The 22077-nt window shown below is 34.1% G+C and carries 21 protein-coding genes, 1 tRNA gene and 1 pseudogene; 16 read left to right on the forward strand and 7 right to left on the reverse strand.

Features of this window, described 5'->3' with window-relative positions; translation table 11 throughout:
- Positions 1 to 2 precede the first annotated feature (2 nt).
- The 5 genes from BCR25_RS17680 to BCR25_RS17700 all read left to right on the forward strand — a co-directional run bounded on the left by BCR25_RS17680 (position 3) and on the right by BCR25_RS17700 (position 5793).
- The gene (locus BCR25_RS17680) at positions 3 to 1682 is read left to right on the forward strand and encodes a phospho-sugar mutase (RefSeq protein WP_069664931.1); all 1680 of its coding nucleotides are present in this window, start codon (positions 3 to 5) and stop codon (positions 1680 to 1682) included.
- A 2-nt stretch (positions 1683 to 1684) separates the two neighbouring features.
- Positions 1685 to 2851, forward strand: a complete 1167-nt coding sequence (locus BCR25_RS17685; protein ID WP_069664932.1) for a nucleotide sugar dehydrogenase — start codon at positions 1685 to 1687, stop codon at positions 2849 to 2851.
- A 138-nt stretch (positions 2852 to 2989) separates the two neighbouring features.
- Positions 2990 to 4102 carry an LCP family glycopolymer transferase gene (locus BCR25_RS17690; protein WP_069664933.1) on the forward strand — a complete coding sequence of 371 codons (1113 nt, stop codon included), beginning with the start codon at positions 2990 to 2992 and terminating at the stop codon, positions 4100 to 4102.
- Positions 4103 to 4250: 148 nt separating this feature from the next.
- Positions 4251 to 4952, forward strand: coding sequence for a glucosamine-6-phosphate deaminase (gene nagB / locus BCR25_RS17695; RefSeq protein ID WP_069664934.1), 702 nt, complete (start codon positions 4251 to 4253; stop codon positions 4950 to 4952).
- A 136-nt stretch (positions 4953 to 5088) separates the two neighbouring features.
- Positions 5089 to 5793, forward strand: coding sequence for an MgtC/SapB family protein (locus BCR25_RS17700; protein ID WP_069664935.1), 705 nt, complete (start codon positions 5089 to 5091; stop codon positions 5791 to 5793).
- A 179-nt stretch (positions 5794 to 5972) separates the two neighbouring features.
- Here the strand turns inward: BCR25_RS17700 and BCR25_RS17705 are convergent, their stop codons facing one another.
- Positions 5973 to 6782 (reverse strand): DUF92 domain-containing protein, encoded by an 810-nt coding sequence (locus BCR25_RS17705; RefSeq protein WP_069664936.1) that lies wholly within the window; start codon positions 6780 to 6782, stop codon positions 5973 to 5975.
- Positions 6783 to 6945: 163 nt separating this feature from the next.
- On the opposite strand from BCR25_RS17705, the gene BCR25_RS17710 reads away from it, so the two are divergent.
- Both BCR25_RS17710 and BCR25_RS17715 read left to right on the forward strand, forming a co-directional pair.
- A complete protein-coding gene (locus BCR25_RS17710; protein WP_069664937.1) occupies positions 6946 to 8079 on the forward strand; it encodes an AI-2E family transporter in 1134 nt (377 codons plus the stop codon).
- Positions 8080 to 8372: 293 nt separating this feature from the next.
- On the forward strand, positions 8373 to 9788 hold the full coding sequence (locus BCR25_RS17715) for a carboxypeptidase-like regulatory domain-containing protein (RefSeq protein WP_069664938.1): 1416 nt from the start codon (positions 8373 to 8375) through the stop codon (positions 9786 to 9788).
- Between the two features lie 63 nt (positions 9789 to 9851).
- Here BCR25_RS17715 and nrdF read toward each other — a convergent pair whose 3' ends face one another.
- The 4 genes from nrdF to nrdH form a co-directional block, all read right to left on the reverse strand.
- A complete protein-coding gene (gene nrdF / locus BCR25_RS17720) occupies positions 9852 to 10814 on the reverse strand; it encodes a class 1b ribonucleoside-diphosphate reductase subunit beta (protein WP_069664939.1) in 963 nt (320 codons plus the stop codon).
- A 375-nt stretch (positions 10815 to 11189) separates the two neighbouring features.
- Positions 11190 to 13349 carry a class 1b ribonucleoside-diphosphate reductase subunit alpha gene (gene nrdE / locus BCR25_RS17725; RefSeq protein ID WP_069664969.1) on the reverse strand — a complete coding sequence of 720 codons (2160 nt, stop codon included), beginning with the start codon at positions 13347 to 13349 and terminating at the stop codon, positions 11190 to 11192.
- On the reverse strand, positions 13330 to 13707 hold the full coding sequence (gene nrdI / locus BCR25_RS17730) for a class Ib ribonucleoside-diphosphate reductase assembly flavoprotein NrdI (protein ID WP_069664940.1): 378 nt from the start codon (positions 13705 to 13707) through the stop codon (positions 13330 to 13332). The genes nrdE and nrdI overlap by 20 nt, the downstream gene beginning before the upstream one ends.
- A 1-nt stretch (position 13708) precedes the next feature.
- Positions 13709 to 13933, reverse strand: a complete 225-nt coding sequence (nrdH, locus tag BCR25_RS17735; RefSeq protein ID WP_069664941.1) for a glutaredoxin-like protein NrdH — start codon at positions 13931 to 13933, stop codon at positions 13709 to 13711.
- Between the two features lie 588 nt (positions 13934 to 14521).
- Here nrdH and BCR25_RS17740 point away from each other — a divergent pair.
- From BCR25_RS17740 to BCR25_RS17750, 4 genes are all read left to right on the forward strand, one after another.
- The gene (locus BCR25_RS17740) at positions 14522 to 14989 is read left to right on the forward strand and encodes a FeoA family protein (protein WP_069664942.1); all 468 of its coding nucleotides are present in this window, start codon (positions 14522 to 14524) and stop codon (positions 14987 to 14989) included.
- Between the two features lie 4 nt (positions 14990 to 14993).
- Positions 14994 to 17147 (forward strand): ferrous iron transport protein B, encoded by a 2154-nt coding sequence (gene feoB / locus BCR25_RS17745; RefSeq protein WP_069664943.1) that lies wholly within the window; start codon positions 14994 to 14996, stop codon positions 17145 to 17147.
- 4 nt (positions 17148 to 17151) lie between these two features.
- A complete protein-coding gene (locus BCR25_RS20050) occupies positions 17152 to 17283 on the forward strand; it encodes a FeoB-associated Cys-rich membrane protein (protein WP_071879540.1) in 132 nt (43 codons plus the stop codon).
- Between the two features lie 109 nt (positions 17284 to 17392).
- Positions 17393 to 17465 (forward strand) — tRNA-Lys (locus tag BCR25_RS17750).
- A gap of 188 nt (positions 17466 to 17653) precedes the next feature.
- On the opposite strand, the gene BCR25_RS17755 is transcribed toward BCR25_RS17750, so the two are convergent.
- Positions 17654 to 17971, reverse strand: coding sequence for a helix-turn-helix domain-containing protein (locus BCR25_RS17755; protein ID WP_069664944.1), 318 nt, complete (start codon positions 17969 to 17971; stop codon positions 17654 to 17656).
- A 156-nt stretch (positions 17972 to 18127) separates the two neighbouring features.
- On the opposite strand from BCR25_RS17755, the gene BCR25_RS17760 reads away from it, so the two are divergent.
- Positions 18128 to 18427 (forward strand): hypothetical protein, encoded by a 300-nt coding sequence (locus BCR25_RS17760; protein WP_069664945.1) that lies wholly within the window; start codon positions 18128 to 18130, stop codon positions 18425 to 18427.
- A gap of 85 nt (positions 18428 to 18512) precedes the next feature.
- On the opposite strand, the pseudogene BCR25_RS20055 reads toward BCR25_RS17760, so the two are convergent.
- A pseudogene (locus BCR25_RS20055) lies at positions 18513 to 18680 on the reverse strand (site-specific integrase); the annotation flags it as partial.
- Between the two features lie 57 nt (positions 18681 to 18737).
- Here BCR25_RS20055 and BCR25_RS21020 point away from each other — a divergent pair.
- The 4 genes from BCR25_RS21020 to BCR25_RS17775 all read left to right on the forward strand — a co-directional run bounded on the left by BCR25_RS21020 (position 18738) and on the right by BCR25_RS17775 (position 22075).
- Positions 18738 to 18860: a helix-turn-helix domain-containing protein gene (locus BCR25_RS21020; RefSeq protein WP_083242749.1), complete on the forward strand. Its 123-nt coding sequence runs from the start codon at positions 18738 to 18740 to the stop codon at positions 18858 to 18860.
- 8 nt (positions 18861 to 18868) lie between these two features.
- Positions 18869 to 19180: a hypothetical protein gene (locus BCR25_RS17765; protein ID WP_069664946.1), complete on the forward strand. Its 312-nt coding sequence runs from the start codon at positions 18869 to 18871 to the stop codon at positions 19178 to 19180.
- A gap of 191 nt (positions 19181 to 19371) precedes the next feature.
- Complete coding sequence (locus BCR25_RS17770) at positions 19372 to 20469, forward strand: hypothetical protein (protein WP_069664947.1); 1098 nt, start codon at positions 19372 to 19374, stop codon at positions 20467 to 20469.
- Positions 20459 to 22075 carry a coiled-coil domain-containing protein gene (locus BCR25_RS17775; RefSeq protein WP_069664948.1) on the forward strand — a complete coding sequence of 539 codons (1617 nt, stop codon included), beginning with the start codon at positions 20459 to 20461 and terminating at the stop codon, positions 22073 to 22075. Before BCR25_RS17770 ends, BCR25_RS17775 begins: the two co-directional genes overlap by 11 nt.
- Positions 22076 to 22077 lie beyond the last annotated feature (2 nt).

Here is a 22077-nt window from a genome sequence, read left to right on the forward strand (position 1 = left end):
TAATGGAAGCATATCAAAATAGATACAATGAATGGCTAGCATCACCCTATTTTGATGATCAGACTAAAAAGGAGCTATCATCTATTCGATTTGATTCGAAAGAAATAGAAGAACGATTTTATAAAAATTTAGAGTTTGGTACTGGCGGATTAAGGGCGATTATTGGTGCGGGAACAAACAGATTGAATAAGTATACAGTTCGAAGAATCACACAAGGTTATGCTAATTTTTTACTAAACAAGTATGGTGAGGAAGCAAAAGAAAAAGGTATAGTAATTGCTTATGATACTAGATATTTATCGGATGTATTTAGTCTGGAGATAGCTCAAACACTGGCCTTCAATGGTATAAAATCATATCTTTTCAAAAAAGTTACCCCAACTCCAGAATTATCATTTGCAATACCATATTTGAATGCAATCGGTGGAATTGTCGTAACTGCAAGTCACAATCCATCAAATTATAATGGGTATAAGATATATGATGAGACTGGTTGTCAAGCAGGACCTCAATTGGCTAAAATGATCATAAATGAAATAAATCAGATTGTTGATTATTCTAAAATTGGTATATCATATTCAAAGGATCCATTAATTCAACGAGTGGATGAATCAGTTGATACGGCGTTTATAGAATCGGAAAAGACGCTTTTATGCTTTCCTGATCTAGTTAAAAATTTTGGAGAGAAATTCAAAATTTTATATACTCCGTTACATGGTACTGGAAGAGATGCAATTTTTCGACTATTAAAAGAAGTCGGATTCAAGAAACTTTATACAGTTACAGAGCAATTAACAGAAGATGGTAATTTTTCTACAGTTGAATCACCTAATCCAGAAAAACAATCTGCATTTAATATGTCAATAGAGGTCGGAAAGGAAAACGATGTTGATTTAATTATAGGAACTGATCCAGACTGCGATAGAGTAGGTGTTTTGGCAAAAGTATCTTCAGGCATTTATAAAGCTTTAGATGGAAATCAACTTGGTGCACTATTGATTTATTACCTATTATCAAACGATAAAGATCTATCAAAGAAGAAAAATCCTTATATAGCTAAAACTATTGTCACAAGTGAGCTAGGCTCTAAAATTGCAGAAAGATTTGCTGTTGAAACTGTTAACACATTAACAGGGTTTAAGTACATCGGGGAACAAATCAACAAAAGAAAATCCACAGCCTCTTTTATTGCAGGTTATGAAGAAAGCTATGGTTACTTGATTGGCACTGTTCTAAGAGATAAAGATGGAGTAGGTTCCACGTTAATGATTGCTGAAATGGCAGCATATTATGCTAATGAAGGACTTACATTATTTGATGTTTTAAATAGTCTTTACGAAGATTATGGTTATTATAAAGAAAAACAACTTTCTATTCACCTAACTGGACAAGAAGGGATAGAAAAAATGAAGAAGTTAATGAATCGATTTAGAGATCTATCAGAAGAATTTAAATTAGAAAATGATATACAAAAAATTTTAGATTATTCTATAGGGGACTGTGGTTTACCTAAATCCAATGTCATCAAAATTTTTTTTAAAGATGAATCATGGATCGCAGTACGGCCTTCTGGCACAGAGCCGAAAATGAAATTTTATATGGGGGTTATAGGAGAATCAGAAATAGACTCTAAAGAGAAGTTGAAAAAACTTGAAAAAATGATAGGAAAGGTTGGAGGATAAATATGAAGATATCTGTTGTAGGTTTAGGCTATGTTGGATTAGCGAATGCCCTATTATTAGCGCAGAGAGAAAATGTTAAAGCATATGATTTATTGGATGAGAAAATTGAAAATTTAAAAAATCGAGTATCACCAATAGAAGATGAGCAAATCAGCGCTTTTTTGGAAAGATCAGATTTACACGTTACATTTACAAATGACTTTGAAGAGACTGTCAAATTCGCTAACTACCTGATCATTGCAACACCGACAGATTATGATGAGAAGAAAAACTATTTTGACACTTCTACAGTTGAAACGGTGATAGAAAAAGCTTTAGCGATTAAACCAGAGACTTGCTTCATTATCAAATCAACAATTCCTGTAGGCTATACAGATTCTTTAAAGAAAAAGTACAATACTGATAACATCATCTTTTCTCCAGAGTTTCTTCGAGAGGGTAAAGCTCTTTATGATAATTTATATCCTTCTAGAATAATTGTCGGCGAATGTTCTGAGCGAGCACAAGAAATTGCAGATATGTTTTTTAAAAATACTGTGGAACAAAACTGTGAAGTTCTTTTAACGCATTCAGCAGAAGCAGAAGCAGTTAAATTATTTTCAAATACCTACTTAGCTTTAAGAGTAGCTTACTTCAACGAACTTGACACCTATGCAGAAGTGCGTGGTTTAGATGCAAAACAAATCATTGAAGGCGTGGGCTTAGATCCGAGAATCGGTTCTCACTATAACAATCCTTCTTTTGGCTATGGTGGTTACTGTTTACCTAAAGATACCAAACAACTACGGGCAAACTATGATCAAGTACCTAATAATATTATTGGGGCAATCGTTGATGCAAATACAACAAGAAAAGATTTTATAGCCGAACAGATTTTAGCAAAACAACCGGATATTGTTGGAATATACAGACTTACAATGAAAGCAAATTCTGATAACTTCAGATACTCATCTATTCAAGGGATCATGAAGAGATTGAAGGCAAAAGGGATAGAGGTAGTGGTTTTTGAACCTACGTTGAAAGAAGACTCCTTCTATAATTCAAAGGTGATCAAAGAGTTGGAAGAGTTTAAGACGATGTCAGATGTAATTGTATCGAATCGTTTTGAGGATGAATTAGAGGACGTGAAAGAGAAAGTTTATACAAGGGATTTATTTGGAAGGGACTAACTTCTCTTTTTTCTATGATTATTATCTTACATTTACATTAAGTTATCATGCCAATTCTTCAAAAATGTTGCGACATGATTGAAATTGTGAGAAAATAGATTTCATGAATTATTCTTGCAAAAAATGAGGAAGTGTCTTATGAACCTATGGAAAAAAGTAATACTAACTGCTCTAGGATTAGTACTTGTTTCAGTTGCTGGTATTTGTGCCTACGGAATCAAAATGTACTCTGATGCATCTGGTACAGTAGAGGGCGTGTATGAATCGATTGATCGGACCTCTAAACGAAGAGAAACAGCCGTGAACATTGATGCACAAGAGCCTTTTTCTGTTTTATTGATGGGTATCGATACAGGAGATTTGGGTCGAACTGAACAAGGTCGTTCCGATACTACAATGGTGGTTACTATTAATCCAAAAGAAAAAAAATCAACGATGATCAGCTTGGACCGAGATATTTTAACAGATATTGTTGGCTATGGTACAGAGGATAAATTGAACCATGCTTATGCGTTTGGTGGAGCGAAGATGGCGATTGACACAGTAGAGAACTTACTGGATATTCCAATCGATAACTACGTATCGATCAATATGAAAGGTCTGAAAGATTTAATTGATGCTGTTGGTGGGATCGAAGTAGATAATCCTTTTGAGTTTACCTTAGATGGCATTACAGTTCCAAAAGGACATATCAAGCTTGACAGTGAAACTGGTTTAGCTTATGCACGTATGCGTGAAGAGGATCCAGAAGGGGATATAGGACGTCAAAGACGTCAACGAGAAGTCGTTGAAAAAATCGTAAACAAAGTCATCAGTTTGGATGGTCTGACAAAATATAGACAGATTTTAGATGCTGTAAAAGATAATGTCAAAACAGATTTGACTTGGGATAATATGGTAGACATTCAGAAAAAATATATGCCTGCATTTAAAGATATTGATTCTTTACAATTAGAAGGTGAAGGGCAGGAAATTGGTGGCATTTATTACCAAATACTTGATCCGGAAAAACTATATAAAACGCAAACAGACCTACGTGCACAATTAGGTCTTCCTGAAAATACCGAGATGCAAGCGAAAGATACTGCTAACTATAATAACTATGTTGGCGGCACTGGGGCGTATGGTTCTGGTACAAGCGATGCATCAGGAACTTATGGTTATGGACAGGACGTTGCAGCTAATGATGTGACTGGCACCTATACAGATCCAAATTCAGCTGAAAATGTGCAATATACTGGTAATTATTGATTTAATCGCTAACTAGTAACAGATTCAAAACTATTTTTTAGTTGCGAATCTGTTTTTTTATTTTCTATTGATATTTTACTAGAAATCTTTTATCTAGGGTGTTATAATTGGACTATACCAAATAAAATGAGACAAGGGAGCAATTTCAATGGAAATTATTAAAGTAGCAAACGCTGAAGAAGGCGGCAAAAAGGCATTTGAATTGATTAAAGCTGGTATGGACAATGGAGCAAAGGTTTTAGGTCTTGCAACAGGAAGTACACCAGAAACATTATATAAAGAAATGACAGCAAGTGATTTAGATTTTTCAAACATGGTTTCTGTCAACTTAGATGAATATGTTGGCTTAGGCGGAGAAGACGATCAAAGCTATCGCTACTTTATGAATGATCAATTATTCAATAAAAAACCTTTTAAAGCAACGTATGTACCGAATGGTAAGGCAGCTGACTTAGAAGCAGAGTGTGTTCACTATGAGAGCATCATTGATAGCAATCCAATCGATATTCAAATTTTAGGGATCGGTCAAAATGGTCATATTGGTTTTAATGAGCCTGGAACTCCTTTAGATAGCCTAACTCATGTAGTAGAGTTAACAGAATCTACAATTAATGCGAATAAACGTAATTTTGAAAAAGTAGAAGATGTACCTACAAGAGCTGTTTCTATGGGGATCGGTTCAATCATGAAAGGTAAGAAAATGATTTTGATTGCTTATGGAGAAGCAAAAGCCGATGCAGTCAAAGGCATGATCGATGGACCAGTTTCAGTAGACTTGCCAGCAAGTGCATTACAAAACCATTCAGATGTGGTTGTCATTATCGACGAAGCAGCAGCAAGTAAATTATAGACTATAAAGTAAAAGTCGTGACAGTAAGAGCTATTCTTGCTGTCAGGCTTTTTTTTCTTTATCCAGGTTTGAACGAAAAACACGACATGAAAATAGTGCTATAATGAATGTGAAGAGCTAGAGGAGGAATGATCAAATGGATGTACATTTAACAATACAAGAGATTATTGTAAGATTGAGCTTGGCGATGCTGATCGGTGGAGTTATTGGCTTTGAAAGACAGTATAAAAATCGACCGGCAGGAATGCGGACTCACATTCTAGTTTGTATGGGAGCAGCGATTATTGCTTTGATTCAAGTTGAGATTGCAGCAAGTGCGTTAGAAGATGCTACGAACCATCCTGAATTGACTGGTGTGATTCGTTCAGATCAAGCTCGGCTGATTGCTCAAGTGGTTAGCGGGATTGGTTTTTTAGGCGCAGGAACGATTATTGTGACCAAACAATCTGTAACAGGACTAACGACTGCAGCATCACTTTGGGCCGTAGCGGGTTTAGGGATTTCGATCGGTATGGGCTATTACTCGATTGCTATTACCAGCAGTATTGGAATTTTTATTGCATTGACTTTGGTAAAAAAAATCATTCATGTACCAACGACTAAAAAGCTGGAGATTCGATATTTGCATAAACAAGAGACCAAGGAATTTATTAATCGCTATTTTGAAGAGCACAAGATCGAGATAGAAGATGTGAATTTTAATGTGATTTTAGTTGGCGAAGAACAGATTTATACAAATATTTATACGATCGATTTACCTAGAGGGATGACTTATGCTGAAGTAATCGAGGATTTATCCATTCACAAAAATATTACAAAACTCCGCCTGGTTAGCATTTGACCAACCACAAGATTAAGTAAAACAACTGAGCATGAAACTATACCACTCATGTGGAATCCAGATAAACGGTGGAAACAGAAGCAATCCTTTCGAGAATAACCACTTCTGTCCAATTTTTTATCTGAATAAATGCTTTTCTCTCAAGTTCAAAGACATATCCCAAAAAATCTACTTTCTAATTAATAATAAACAAGTAACCAGCTTAAAAGAACGGTTAAGCAGCCACTAATAAAGTTGACCCAGTCATTCGTTAGCCAAGAGAGACCACTTAGTTTGAGTGTGGGCAGTTGATGGTGTTCAGTGCGTTCTGTGATCTGACCACAAATCGAACAACGATATTTTACTTGAAAGGCAGCTCCCAAAATGCTATCGATCAAGGAATTAGCAAAACCACAAATCAACGGAATCCAAAAAAATAGGACGGTCTGCGTAATAGACAGGCTAGAGAGTAACCAGAAAGCTCCAGCAATCAACCCGCTGCCTACTAGGGAAGCAAATGTTCCAAGTGACGAAATACCACCTGATAATCCGGGAGCAATTGGTTTAAATGAAAGAATCGATCGCGGTGTGTGTCTGCTCACTATTCCGATTTCAGATGCCCAAGTATCTGCTGTAGCTCCAGCAATCGCACTTACATAGCCGATTAAAAATAATTGATTTTCAGTGAAGTAAAAAAGAATGAGTGACACAATCGCTGGAAGACCATTTGCAAGAATTTGCCAGCCGTCTCTTTGCTGATCTTTTGCAATTAGAGTCTCCTCATTACTTATAGCTATTGGTTTTTTAAGTATTGAAATCAAACCAGAGCTACCAAATAACAAAATCAGCAATACCCAAGTTTGCCAGCTCCCAAAAGCGCAAACGACGGTTCCGACAGTAATGACCGCAAGACTTCCAGATTTAGTTAATAAATGATAAATATACGAAAAAAAGCTAATAATACTGCTAACAAAAAATCCCAGTAATAATTGATAAACTAAAATAGTCATGGATTGCCTCCTAAAATCAAGATAAGTATATCATGAATGGAGGTTGGAAATCAGAAAGAACAACGCAAATATCTTTTGATTAAAAAGTAATAACTGTAAAAAAACATTTTTTAGAGGTAAAAAGAATGATAAAATGAAGGTATAAGATCATTGGAGGTTTTGTATGGGTTCTTTTTTTAAACAATCAAAATTATTATTTTGGACAACTGAAATAGTTTTAACGATTATCGGTATTTTCTTTTTGCTGAAGATGCCCAATGTGTTTAGTCCGGTTTTAGGTATGATTTCAGCTGTTTTCATGCCGTTGTTGATAGCGGGTTTTTTATATTATATGTTTGATCCGATCGTTGTGTTTCTTGAAAAACGTGGAGTTCCTAGAATCGTAGGTTTTCTACTTTCTTTTTTTATCTTAGTAGTATTGATCGCGCTTGTGATCATGAATGTGGTTCCGCAGCTGGTCAATCAATTTGTCGACTTGACTCAGTCGATTCCAGGTTATGCTGAAGAGATGAACCGTTGGTTAAAAGATATTGGAAATCTGGAAGAGCTAAAAGGAGTGAATATTCAAGAGCAATTAGATAAGGCAAACATTACGATCACAAATATTTTGAATTTTGCAATCGTTGGTGTTACGAGCAGTCTATCTAAAATTGTCAGTATGTTAATGAAATTCTTTATACTATTATTTACAGTACCGTTTATTTTATTTTTTATGTTTAAAGATGGTCATAAGTTTTTGGATGCCTTGTCTCACTTCTTCCCAAATAGTATCAGAAGTGAGCTTCGTCAAACGGTTAAAGAAATGAACCAAACTTTGTCTGCTTATATTAGCAGTACAGTTCTAGATGCGTTGATCATTGGCGGATTAAGTTTTATTGCTATGACGATTTTTAAACAACCGTATAGTCTGCTACTTGCTGTTTTTTGTGGGATCACCAATATTATTCCTTATGTTGGTCCTTTTATTGGCGCAGTTCCTGCTGTTTTAGTCGGTTTATTCATTTCTCCGTGGCAGGCGTTATATATGATGGTATCAATCCTTGTGATTCAACAGTTGGATGGAAATTTAATCAAGCCATTATTAATGGGCAAATCAATGAATATTCATCCACTTACAATCATTTTAGTTTTGATTGCATCGGGTAGTGTTGGCGGAATCATTGGTATGTTGATCTGTATCCCTGTTTATGCGGTGATTAAAACATTGGTCATAAATATTGCCAAGATTTATAAGATGAGAAAAGAGAATAATCAAGTATTTCTAGAGGAAATAAAAGAAGAACGGACAGAAGTTTAGTTTTAAAATAGGAAAGAATTACATTTACACCCATCGATTATCTGAATTTTAATAGCTGAGAGTTGACTCATAGAGTTATTTCTCAGCTGTTTTTTTATTTATATTTACCTATTCAATTCATTATTTGTAACATTTTTGTAATATAGAACATATATAATAAATTTTTGTTTTTTGAAATAAAGTATTAACAGTGTTTAAGAAAATATTAAGCTGAAATAAAAACCAGGAAAAGTCTTGTCTATCATTACGTTTATGTTACAATGGTGTTACAGAAAACGATAGGAGGAATAAAAGTGAAAAAGATTATGCTATTTTTTATTTTGTTGGGAGGACTGGTTCCTGTTACTAGTTTTGCAGAAGGAGAGCAGACTAGTTCAGATAGAGAGTTACAGGAAGTTGTAACGACAGAGACAAGTGAGGAGATGAATGTTTCTTCATCAGCACCATCAGAGGAAGGCACTACAAGCTCTACAAATTCAGAAGATACACCACCAATAGCTAAAGCAGAATTAGTGGTGATCAAGACTTCTTTATTTTTACTTCAAGGTGATAAGCTGACTGCTGAAATGCTGCAAGCTAATATGCAAGAAGGAAGTGCACCGTATGATAATGTAAAATTATTAGAAGAAGCTTCGACTGAGAAATTGGGGACAAATTATGTAAAAGCAAGTTTCACTGCTCATGGACCTGAAGGTAGTGTAGAAAATACAGCAATGTTTGAATATCAGGTTGTAAAACGTTCATCAGCTGAAGAAGAAGTGTTCGATTGGAAGATCAAAATCTACGTAAATGATGTTATAACAGCAGAAATGCTTGAAGGACACGCAAAGGCAAATAAAAAACCATTTACCAATTTCAAACTTTTGGGAGAACCAGTAACAGATAAAATAGGACCACAAGCAGTGAAAGCGAGTTTTACGATTACAGATGATGCTGGTAAGAAAGAAGCCGTAGGTCTGTTCAAATACTCAGTCTTAAGTAAAGCTGGACTTGCAGAAGGTGAGACAATTCCGACATCAATTTTATTATATCGAGGCGAAAAGTTAACGACAAGCATGTTAGAAGCTAATTCACAATTTCATCATGCACCGTATGACACATTTAGCTTTATAGATACACCATCAACTGATAAATTAGGGATGAACTACGTAAATGCTACGTTTATCAACCATACGATCGAAGGAGAATTACAGACATCTGGCGAGTTTAAATATGTTGTGATTGAAGATGCTGCATCATATAATCTTGAGTTTGTTTCCTTTGATGAGAGTAGCAATTTAATAAAAGGACGTGTCTTGGACAAAGCCGGGCAAGAAGTACCGCATGTATCTATTCAAGCGGACAACAATCGAATCGATGGAACGATTGATCCGACCGATGTGAAACAAGTTAGACCATATACTGTACGCCAAGCATTAACAGACGCACAAGGTTACTTTACATTACAAGCAGATGCTAACGGATATCTATTTGCTTTAAATGACGAAGCAGGAACGTATTCAGCTGTTTACCCAATTACTAACAATGCCTTTAAGTCAGAAGGAACAGCTAAAAAAGAAGAGCCAACTCAAAAAGACAATAGCCTATTGAAAAAACTATTGCCAAATACTGGTGAAAAGAATCGCCTGTTTATAACCGTTTTAGGAGTAGTCATTTTATTACTTGTGATTGTCGTCATCGTTAAACGAAAAGCAAAACATAATCATTAAGTTAAGAGATAGAAAGAGAGACGAACCATAACGCAATAAGTTATGGTTCGTCTCTCTTATCTATTATTCCATGCCAATCAAATAATCGTCATCTTTCATTGCTTCAACGGTTCCTAATAAATACCCATTTCCAACTTGTGAGAAGAAATCGTGGTTACTTGTTCCTGTGGAAATACCGTTCATAACGATTGGATTTACATCATTTGCTGTATCAGCGAATAATGGATCCATGCCAAGGTTCATCAACGCTTTGTTTGCATTATAGCGTAAGAACGTTTTTACCTCTTCTGTCCAGCCCAATTCATCGTAAAGTTCTTCAGTATAGCGTTCTTCATTTTCATATAATTCATAAAGAAGGTTGTACATCCAATCTTTCATGTCATTTTGTTCAGCTTCAGTCAGCTCATTGAAACCTAATTGGAATTTATACCCAATGTAAGTACCATGGACAGATTCATCACGAATGATCAATTTGATGATTTCCGCAACGTTAGCTAATTTGTTATTACCCAAATAGTATAGAGGTGTATAAAAACCAGAATAGAATAAGAATGTTTCTAGGTAAACACTGGCAACTTTTTTTTCTAGTGGAGTACCATTTTTGTAGATTTCATTGATTTTTTCTGCTTTAGTTTGTAAGTAAACATTTGTATTGGTCCATTCAAAAATATCATCGATTTCTTTTTTTGTATTCAATGTGCTAAAAATAGAAGAATAACTTTTGGCATGGACAGATTCCATAAATTGGATATTGTTAAGAACTGCTTCTTCATGCGGTGTACGGATATCTTTTCTCAGCTGATCCATACCGCTTTCTGATTGAACAGTATCTAATAGAGTTAAGCCGCCAAAAACGTAGCCTACAGTTGTTTTTTCTAGGTCTGAAAGAGTTCTCCAGTCATCTAGGTCATTGGATAAAGGGATACGAGTATCTAACCAAAATTGTTCTGTTAGTTTTTCCCAAGTTGATTTATCGATCACATCTTCAATCGCGTTCCAGTTGATCGCTTCATAGTATGTTGCCATTTATTTTCCTCCTCATTAAACCGATACAATAAAATACATTAAATCATAGAGAGGCTGAGACAAAAGTGTTTAGCTCCAAGAACCAAGTAGGTACTGTGCAACATCAACTCGTTTCTCGTTGTGTTTTACAGCAATTCTGGCTTATTTCCGAAGGAGCTGCTTTTTTCTCGCCGTTTATTCGGGTTTAGAGAGCGAAACAAAACGAATTTTTAGTTTTGTCCCGCTCTCTTGTTTTTACGAGTCTGTTCCGCTTTTCATTGATCTAGCATCACGAACTAGCTCTTCAGAAAAAAGAAGAAAAAGGCTAGTGGCAAAGAACGCCACAATCAATTTCTCTATTTTTCAGTCAGAGCAAAACGAGTTCGTTCCGCTTTTCTAGATCACACAGCTTTCGCATTGGTTACTACCGATTTCCTCAGCATCATCAGTAAATGTACGTACATAATAAATTGATTTAACACCTTTATGGAAGGCATAATGACGTAAAATGTTCAAATCACGAGTTGTTTGTTTTGGTGTATCTTTCCATTCATACAAGCCTTCTGGAATTTCAGAGCGCATAAACAAGGTCAAGCTCATTCCTTGATCCACATGCTGTTGCGCTGTCGCATAAACATCGATCACTTTACGCATATCCATATCGTAAGCAGAAGTGTAATAAGGAATTGTATCATTTGCTAAATAAGGTGCAGGATAATAAATTTTACCAATTTTCTTTTCTTGGCGTTCTTCGATCATTCGAGTAATCGGATGAATGCTGGCGCTTGTATCATTGATATAAGAAATAGAGCCATTCGGTGCTACAGCTAAACGATTTTGGTGATACAAGCCGTCTTTCTTCACTGCATCACGTAAGTTTGCCCAGTCCTCAGCTGTTGGAATAAAGATATCTTTAAAAATTTCTTTGACTTTATCAGATTGAGGAGTGAAGTCACCTTCGATATATTTGTCAAAATATGAACCATTTGCATAATCTGATTTTTCAAAATTATGGAAAGTTTCGTTTTGCTCTTTTGCAATGTTGTTACTTTCAACTAATGTCCAGTAATTTAAAAGTGTAAAGTAGACGTTAGTGAAATCTAATGAATCTTTAGAGCCGTATTCCATATGATTTTTAGCGAAAAATGTATGCAGCCCCATTGCACCTAGTCCAATGGTATGGCTTAAGCGATTCCCATTTTGAATAGAAGGAACGACATCGATATCTGATGCATCTGTAACAAAAGTCAAGGCACGTGTCATTGCTCGAACAGATTTCCCAAAGTCTGGACTATCCATTAAATTAACGATATTTGTTGAACCTAAGTTACAGCTGATGTCTGTACCAAGTTGTTCGTATTCTTGTTTGCCATTTAAAATAGAAGGCGTTTGAACCTGTAAGATTTCTGAACATAGATTACTCATAATGATTTTGCCGTAAGCAGGATTGCTTCTGTTAGCTGTATCGATATTGATGATATATGGATAACCTGATTCTTGTTGTAATTTAGAAATTTCATTTTCTAGATCACGTGCTTTAATTTTACGTTTGCGAATTTTAGGGTTAGCCACTAAATTATCGTATTCTTTAGTAATATCAACATAAGAGAAAGGTACACCGTACTCACGCTCTACACTATACGGACTGAATAGATACATATCTTCATTATTACGAGCTAATTCATAAAATTTATCTGGAACCACAACGCCTAGTGATAAAGTTTTTACACGGACTTTTTCATCCGCATTTTCTTTTTTCGTTGAAAGGAACATTTCAATATCTGGGTGGAAGACATTTAGATAAACCACTCCAGCACCTTGACGTTGCCCTAATTGATTTGAATAACTAAAGCTATCTTCGAACAATTTCATAACAGGAACCACGCCACTGGCAGCTCCTTCGTAGCCTTTGATTGGAGCGCCTGCTTCACGGAGATTAGCTAATGTAATGCCGACACCGCCGCCAATACGTGATAATTGTAATGCAGAGTTGATCGAGCGACCAATGCTGTTCATATCGTCTGTTACTTGGATCAAGAAACAAGAGACCAGCTCGCCGCGACGTTTGCGTCCTGCATTCAAGAAAGAAGGAGTTGCTGGCTGGTAACGCTGGTGAATCATTTCATCGGCTAAAACCATTGCTAATTCTTCATTACCGTCAGCAAAGTATAGTGCATTGAAAGCTACACGATCTTCATAACTTTCTAAGTATTCAGTTCCTTCGTTATTTTTAAGTGCATATTGTGAATAAAACTTGTAGGCTGCCATAAATGATTTGAATTCAAATTTTTGTTCATCCAGAAATGTATATAATTTTTCAATAAAAGCCATAGAGTATTTTTGGATAAAGGCAGTTTCTAAATAGTCATTATCGATCAGGTATTTGATCTTTTCTGTTGCAGTATCAAAGGTTCTTGTATTTGGCTCTACATTTTCTTTAAAAAATGCTTCCAAAGCTTCCTTATCTTTATGCAAGGGGATTTGTCCATTCACAGGACGATTGATTTCATTATTTAACTTAAAATAGCTAACATCTTTAATTTCTTTTAGACTCAAGTTCATTCACTACTTTCTTAAAGGATTCTACGTCTTCGTTTGTACCGCTAAATTCAAAAGCAAAAAGTAACGGAACGTCGTAATCACGTGCTATGTCTTTGGCTGTATAGATAAATAAATCTGCAAAGTTTCGATTGCCGCCACCGGCAACCCCTACTAATTGTTTATGGTTACTTTTATGATCAAGAAAGTCGTTGATCACTTCGGTAATATCTTCATCATAGGTTGGTACAATTAGAATAAATGGTTCATTTATCTCAAAAAAAGGATTCGCAGGCTCAATTTCATAAGCTGGCAAATCCAATTTTTTAATAAAGCGTCTGGTTTGTCCGGTAACTGTAAAATAGACGAGTTTCATCCTAGCTAGCCAAGTTTTTTAATTGATCTGGACGGAATCCTACAACTGTTGCAGCATCAGAAGTGATAACCGGAACACTTTGGAATCCTTGTTCTTTTAACCAGTCGATCGCATCTGGTTGGATATCAATATTTACTTCTTCAAATGCTATATTATTTTCGCTCAAAAAGCGTTTTGCCATTTTACATTGGATACAATTATTTTTAGAAAAGATTTTTACGTTCATTTTTATTTCCCCCTCAATTAGTTTACATTCACTAGTATAAATCTCTCTGGGAAAAAGTCAACACTTAGGCACTACATATTGTGGTCGTTTTTCATCCTAATACCATGTTTTGTGTTTTTGAAAGGAATGTGAAAGCTCGTATTCTCTAGATTTATAAGCTTTTTAAGGGGATTTTTGTGTTCCAAAAAGAAATTTATTATTTTTTTTGATCAGATTTTTGACAAAGGAAACACAAGATATAGGGGGTGAATCTCTAGAGAGATACTAGAAATATTTTCCCCAACAAACTTGACAATTATTTTCTTACTATAGTAGGTAGAAAGGACATTGATTTAAGTCTCACAAACAGGTATACTTAATGAGAACGATTATCAATATCACTAAGAAATAGAATGAAACTTTTTCACAAATTTATATATTGTGAGTGATAATTGATGAATTATATTATCTAGCTACACAAATCAATCATTCGGAAAATAGATAAATTGCTAGCGAGACAAAAAATATCTCGATATCAATTTCCTAATTTCCTAATTTTCTAAAGGATTAAACGATTTGTTCCGCTTTTAAACTAAGGGAGGCTACACAATGTTGACATTGGCACAGGCAAAATTGAACAGGGTTTATATGATCGACGAGATCCAGGCAGAAGGATTTGCAAAGAAGCACTTGAACAATCTTGGCCTTGTGCCGGGGGGCAAAATAGTGCTGCTGAACTTTTCTGCTGAAAACGGCATTGTTCTTTTACACAATAGTCGGATTGCAATCAATTTATCTGTATTGCAGCAAATTATAATAGTAGAAAAAAATCTAGACGAAGAAAATTGGGTTTCTTTAGATCAGTTGGCGGTTGGTGAAAAAGCACGTGTTATAGGGATTCATGGTCAAGGAGCAATCAAAAGACGCTTGATGGATATGGGTTTGACTAAAGGAGTAGATTTATTGATTCGAAAAATGGCTCCTTTAGGAGATCCAATCGAAATCAACTTGCGCGGCTATGAACTGACTTTAAGAAAAAGTGAAGCAGAATTAGTTTTAGTACAGAAAGTGGGGTAAGGGTATGAAAGAACAGCATATTGCTTTGACAGGAAATCCAAATAGTGGAAAAACGACTGCCTTTAATGCATTGACAGGTGCCAATCAATATGTCGGGAATTGGCCAGGTGTTACTGTTGAACGAAAGGAAGGCAAACTCAAAAAAGATAAGAAGATAACGATACAGGATTTACCTGGCATATACTCTCTTTCACCTTATACGCCAGAAGAAGTTGTGGCAAGAGATTATCTGCTGAGCGGTTCTCCAGATGTGATCGTTAATATTGTTGATGCGACTAATTTAGAACGGAATCTATATTTGACCACGCAATTAATGGAGACTGGTATTCCAGTTGTTGTTGGTCTGAATATGATGGATATATTGGATAAAACTGGAAAAAAGATCAATATCGAAAAACTAGCTTATGGTCTAGGCGTAGATGTTTTAGGAATCAGTGCGTTAAAAAATCGCGGATTGAATGACCTAATAAAAAAAGCAATCAAAGTAAAAGGAGCGGACACAACTGAATTAACGTATCCTACTTATGATAATCGCTTAGAAGCAGCTCTGAATGAAATCATCGATGTTTTGGGAAACACTGTACTAGAAAAACAAGCACGTTGGTACAGTATCAAATTATTTGAACGAGACGCTAGAGTAGAATCTGAATTAGAATTAAGTTCACTACAGAAAAAAGAAATTGCAGAGATCATTAAAATCACGGAGCAGATTTTTGGTGATGATAGTGAAGCAATCGTGATTAATGAACGTTATGAATTTATAACTCGCTTGACCGCACTATGTGCAATTGAAAAAAATGAGATTTCATTTAGTACGAGTGACAAGATCGATCGAATCGTTACCAATCGCTGGCTTGCTCTGCCGATTTTTGCTGTGATTATGTGGTTTGTTTATTATTTAGCGATTCAAACGGTTGGAACTATGGGGACAGATTGGATCAATGACGAGCTGTTTGGCAACATTGTACCGACAACAGTGACTGGCTGGTTAGAGAGCTGGCAAGTGGCTTCCTGGATGCAAAGTTTGATTTTGGACGGAATTATCGCTGGGGTTGGAGCAGTTTTAGGCTTTTTGCCACAGTTGGTCGTATTATTCTTGTGTTTAGGTTTCTTGGAAGATTGTGGCTATATGGCACGGATTGCTTTTGTAATGGACCGTCTGTTTAGAAAATTTGGGTTATCGGGTAAATCATTTATTCCGATGTTGATTGCAACAGGTTGTGGTGTTCCTGGAGTTATGGCCAGCCGAACGATCGAAAATGAAAAAGACCGAAAAATGACGATCATGGTCACTACGTTTATGCCATGTTCAGCAAAATTGCCGATCATTGCTTTGATTGCGGGAGCATTTTTTCCAAAAAGCAGCTGGGTATCACCTTCAGCTTACTTCATTGGGATTGCCGCAATCGTTTTATCCGGAATTGCTTTAAAAAAGACTCGCTCATTTTCGGGTGATCCAGCACCATTTATCATGGAATTACCAGCTTACCATATGCCGCAGCTACGAGGCGTAATTCGTCATGCCTATGATCGAAGTAAATCATTTGTTAAAAAAGCCGGAACAATCATTTTCGTTATGAGTATCATTATTTGGTTTACATCAACGTACTCATTTACGCTGCAAGAAGCAGCCGAGGATCAAAGTATTTTAGCAAATTTAGGAAAAGTTATCGCTCCGCTGTTTGCTCCGCTTGGCTGGGGAACTTGGCAAGGAGCAGTTGCCACGATCACAGGGCTAGTTGCAAAAGAAAATGTGATCGGAACCTTTGGGATTTTATTTGGACATTTGAGCGAAGTATCAGAAGATGGTGTAGAGGTTTGGGCAGCGCTTCAAGCGGCATTTACACCCGTAGCAGCCTATTCATTCTTGGTATTTAATCTATTATGTGCGCCGTGCTTTGCCGCAATTGGTGCGATTCGTCGAGAGATGGGCGATTGGAAATGGACATGGGGAGCAATTGGTTATCAGTGCGGGTTAGCATACGTTGTAAGTTTTATCATTTATCAAGTTGGTCATGTTGTTTTTGAAAATGGTCAAATTGGTGCAGGTTTATTTATTGCTATTTTACTCGTGGTTATTATGGGTTATTATCTGTTCAGAAAACCAAAGACAAAAGAAGAAACAGTGATTACACTGGCAACATTAGAAAGAGGGTAGGAAAATGGCTACGTTTATTTTAGCAGTACTGATTTTTGGCGGAGCAGGATACGTGATCTATTCTCGAATAAAAACTGGAAAGAGCTGTGATGACTGTCACACGACTTGTCCAGTGAAGAAAGAACAGGAAAAATAGTCTTACGACACAATGAAAGAAAAGGGACGATCATTTCTTTTGTTGTGTCGTATATTTTCTCTTGAACAAACAGCAAGCAAGTGCTACAATATTTAAGTACTAATTATTTGGGTCGTTAGCTCAGTTGGTAGAGCAGCTGACTCTTAATCAGCGGGTCATGGGTTCGAGCCCCTTACGACCCATTGGGTGCCAAACCCACGAGAATGGTATTCTGTCGGCGTCTTTGGACGTTTCGAAGATGGAATATGCGTTCTCTTTTTTTGTTTGTTTTTATCTCATGGGCACGTTTGTGGGCACAAATTAATCACATTTTTGATAAATCAACAAGCCATTAGTACTGACTTATTCAAGTCGGTTACTTTGGCTTATATTATTTATTATTCAAAGACTTTAAAATCGCTAGAATATGTTCTAATGTTTCGTCATCTAAATCAACCAAATTATTATTGATGGCTGAAACTAGTTGACTATGATTTTTTGGTTCATAGAGAAAATCACTAATAGAAATTTCTAAGTATTCACAAATAGCATAAAGCATTTGAATTGAAGGCATAGAACGTTTATTTTCTATTGAATTAATGTAATTTTCATTTTGTCCGATTGCAATACTCATTTCTCTTGCACTGACATTTTTCTTTGTTCTAAATTTATGAAGTCTTTCAGATAAAAAAGTTTCAAAATTATTCATAGCTATTATTCACTTCCTTTTACACTATTCTACATCATATAAGTATCTTTTTTACAACATTAAAACAGTTGTTTGGGTTGTTAAACATTTTTAAATGTTGTATAATTTAGGAAAGAAAGTTTTTAAAGTAGTAAAAAGAAGGGAAGAGGTATATTTATGGATAATTCAGCAAAGCATGGACTAAAATCTGAAAATAATCAACCAATCAAAAAATTAAGTCATCAAGATATTTTTGAACTTTATGATATGTTGGAGCAATTGAAATCTTGGCAAGAGCCACTTAATTTATTAGGACGTTTTTTTAGTGATAAGAAACGCCCAGTAGATAAAAGAAAAATTGCCAAAGAATACTACTCTTGTTCACAGATATTTAATGTCTTTAATATTGAGTTCGCTCTTTTAATGCAAAGGATGGAGACACAAATTAATGAATTAAGAAGTAGAGAGAAAGTATAAAGTATTCTAAAAAGAAACTGTGATACCTGTCAGAGTTTCTTTTTCTGATTCGTACCACAGTTTCTTTTTATTTCGAGTACTTAAATTAGTTTTGCTGATGCATAAGTTCAGCAAATTTTTCTACCGCCGCTTGTTTGTTTACTTCTTTTGTAACATGAAGATAAAATTTTCTCATTGTTTTAGAATCTTCATGACCAATTCTTTCTTGAATTGCTTGTAAATCTACACCAGCTTGGGCAAGTAGACATACGTGTGTATGTCTAAATTACGGAGGTTTTAACCAATGTAAAAAAGTAATTTAGCTGAAAATATCAAAAAATATCGTAAGAAGTTAAATTTGACTGAAGTTGAGTTGGCAGAAAGTTTAGGTTTGTCAAAGCATAGTGTAATTAGTTATGAAAAAGGAGCAACTTTCCAGCCAGTGATACGTTAGAAAAAATATTGGACTTATTCAAAGTTACTCCTAATCAGCTCTTTTATTCCTTAAATATTGATGAAAGGGTAATAACTGATAGAGAGTCTAAGTTTAGAGAATTAGAATCCTATCGGGAAAATATTTTAGCGACTGTACAAAGTATTGAAGAGAATGCTTCGTTTATAGAATACAATGAACCTATATATGATGAAAACGGAAGTATAATTGATTATCGAGAAGTAGAAATTTCATCTAACGATCAGGCTAGAGGTGTCTTAGTGAAAGCGATAGATATAGAAAATTTAGATATGAGATTGTTGATTGATTTTTTTAAGTAAGAAGGTTGCTAAGGTTGCTAGTGAAATAAAAAAATTAATATTAAATAATTGTATTTTGTAAAGAAGAAATTCAGTAAGTGGATTTCTTCTTTTATTTAATAAAAAATGTGGTACACTGGATTTGTATGTTATTACATTCAATTTAGTATTTTTTTATTAATTCTTGTTTTGAAAAAGAGGAGGTTGTTACAGTGTGTTACACAATATCGTCTACAGAAAGTTTAAATGAGTCTGCATCAAGTTTTGAAACAGCATCGTTACTCTATTTAATAACATTAAATAGTAATAGAAGTAAAATGCATTATTATTTTATAGACTTATTTAACGATGTTACATCAATGACAGAAAAAGATGAATTTTTATTTGATGTGCAATCTAAAAATGACAAAAATATGTCTCCTAAAAAATTAGGTAGATATTTAGTAACACTTTTTAAAAACTATGTTTCATCTATAGAATTTGACTCTTATTATTTGACAATTCCTTGTGATCTTAATGAAAAAAATATTAAGAAAAATGTAAATTCTAAAAGTAAAACTGCAAAAATTATAGATTACCTTCAACAAGATGCATTGAGTAAAGTAGAGAAAGGATTATTTGAAGAAATAAATGATAAAACATACTTAAATAAATATGTGAAAAATAATACTGACCTTGCTATTAAAGATAAAATCAGTAAATTTCTATCTAAAACTTATATAGTTATATTATCAGTTGAACATGAACAATTAGTACTAAACTTTCTTGAAAATAAATCATTAAATGTGGATAAATTTTTTTTAAAAAATATTTTTAATGAAATCAGAGATGCACAAAATAAACTAAAACAAATTAACGTTGAAAATTTAACGCTAAATGTAGCGTCTGAAGCAGTAGATTTTAAAAAACATTTTGTAAGTGAAGAATTAAGAACGTTAGTTTTTAATAGAATTATTATGTTAGATTTTTGTACAAATGCAATTCCATCTAGTTTTAGTTTTTATATTATGAATACTCGTCAAGTATCTTCGGAATGGGAATTAAAAGAATTACATACACTGTGTATTGATGCAGTAAGGAAAACTATTTTTGACAAAAATAGTAAGAGAGCTTTTTGGACAACTTTTTGTGAATTGTACAATCTAATTTTAAAAAACTCAGATTTATCAGTTGTAGATATTTATCAAAAGTTAGAAAGACCCTTTATAAATAAGATGAAATTTCTTCGTGATGGTGATGATAAATATATTTTTTTTATAGCTTTAATTCAAAACGGGGTAAAGGAGTATTTAGAAAAATATGAAAATTAATACAGTAGCAATAGGTAATTCAGAACAAGCGTTTATAGAAAATAGAATTTCAGATGGTGTAAATATTATTATAAGTGATGATAATGATAGAGGAAAAACAATAGTGATACAATCTATTTTGTATGCATTAGGAAACGAACCTGTATATCCAACTAGTTTTGATGTTAATAGCCATTATTATTATTTGTCAATTAATATAAACAATTCTGATATTGAAATTTTACGTAGAAAGAAACAGTTCATTGTAATTGATTCAAATAATGGATTTCAATTATTTGAAACTGTAAAAGATTTTACAAAATATTTTGATAGTGAAATATACAAACTTCCACAATTCATGAAAAAAGAGAAGAAAGAAACGGCTTCTTTGGAATTATTTCATCAATTATACTTTGTAGGTCAAGACTCAAGAAATACTTCTAATACAGTTAATTCTGGACGGTATAACAAAGTAGATTTTATAAATATGATTGCATTTATGAAGTACGATTACTTATCTAAAACAGGATTAACAGAAAAAATTAGTGAACTGAAAGAAGAGTTAAAAGGACTTAAAATAGATATTGATAAAAAATCAAAATCAATTAAGTACAAGAAGCGCTTGAAAAAGTATGAAGAGGTTACTAATCTAGCTAAAGTGGAGAAAAAATATGAGAGGGTTAAGTCAGCTATTGAGAAGAGAGATAATGAAATTTCAGAGTTAGATAAAGAACTAGCTCGTTTTGAAAACTATCTATCTTCTAGGCATAGATTGAAAAATGAATTGAATTCCTTAAAAAGAGAACTAAAACTAGGAAATGTTACTTGTGCAGATTGTAACTCTAAAAATATAATTTATAAGTCTAAAGATGATAGTTTTTCTTTTAATATATCTAATCCCGTAATTAGAAAAGAAATTCTTAATTCTATTGAAAGAGAAATTTTAACAACCCAATTTGAAGTTAATGAAAAAAAATCTTTGTATAGAGAAAAAATTAATAATAAGAATCAAGTTCTTGAAAGTGAAGGAATAACTCTTGAAGATTATATCTATTTTTCAGATTATAATAAATCCTTAGCTGATTATAATAATGAATTAAAAGAGCTATTGGATTCTAAAGATAGTTTAGAATTAGAAATATCCACTTTAGAAACTCAGAATAAAAATTCCTCTGCTGAATCTAAATTAGCAGAACAGCGGATTTTAGAGTTAATGAAAAAAGAATATCATTATTTTGATAGTGATGGGAATTTAGAGTTCGATAGTTTATTTACTAAAAAAAATGATACACATTCAGGTAGTGATAGGCAAGAGTTTCTTTCAGCTAAATTAATAGCAATAAATAAATTTTTAGAGTTACCATTTCCAATTATAATGGATGGCTTTAGGGAAGGTGAACTATCAACAAGTAAAGAAGAACTTATGATACCAAGGTTTGAGAGCGTAAATACTCAAGTGATTTTGTCTTGTACCTTAAAAAAAGAAGAGCATGTTACAGATAAATATTCTAACTTAAATAATATAAATAAAATAGATTATTCAGAAAATACAAAAAATCATATTCTAAATACTAATGATCTGGAAGAATTTAAAGAATTAGTTAGTAAATTTAATATTATACTCTGATT

The sequence above is a fragment of the Enterococcus termitis genome (genome assembly GCF_001730305.1).
Taxonomy (GTDB): Bacteria; Bacillota; Bacilli; order Lactobacillales; family Enterococcaceae; genus Enterococcus_L; species Enterococcus_L termitis.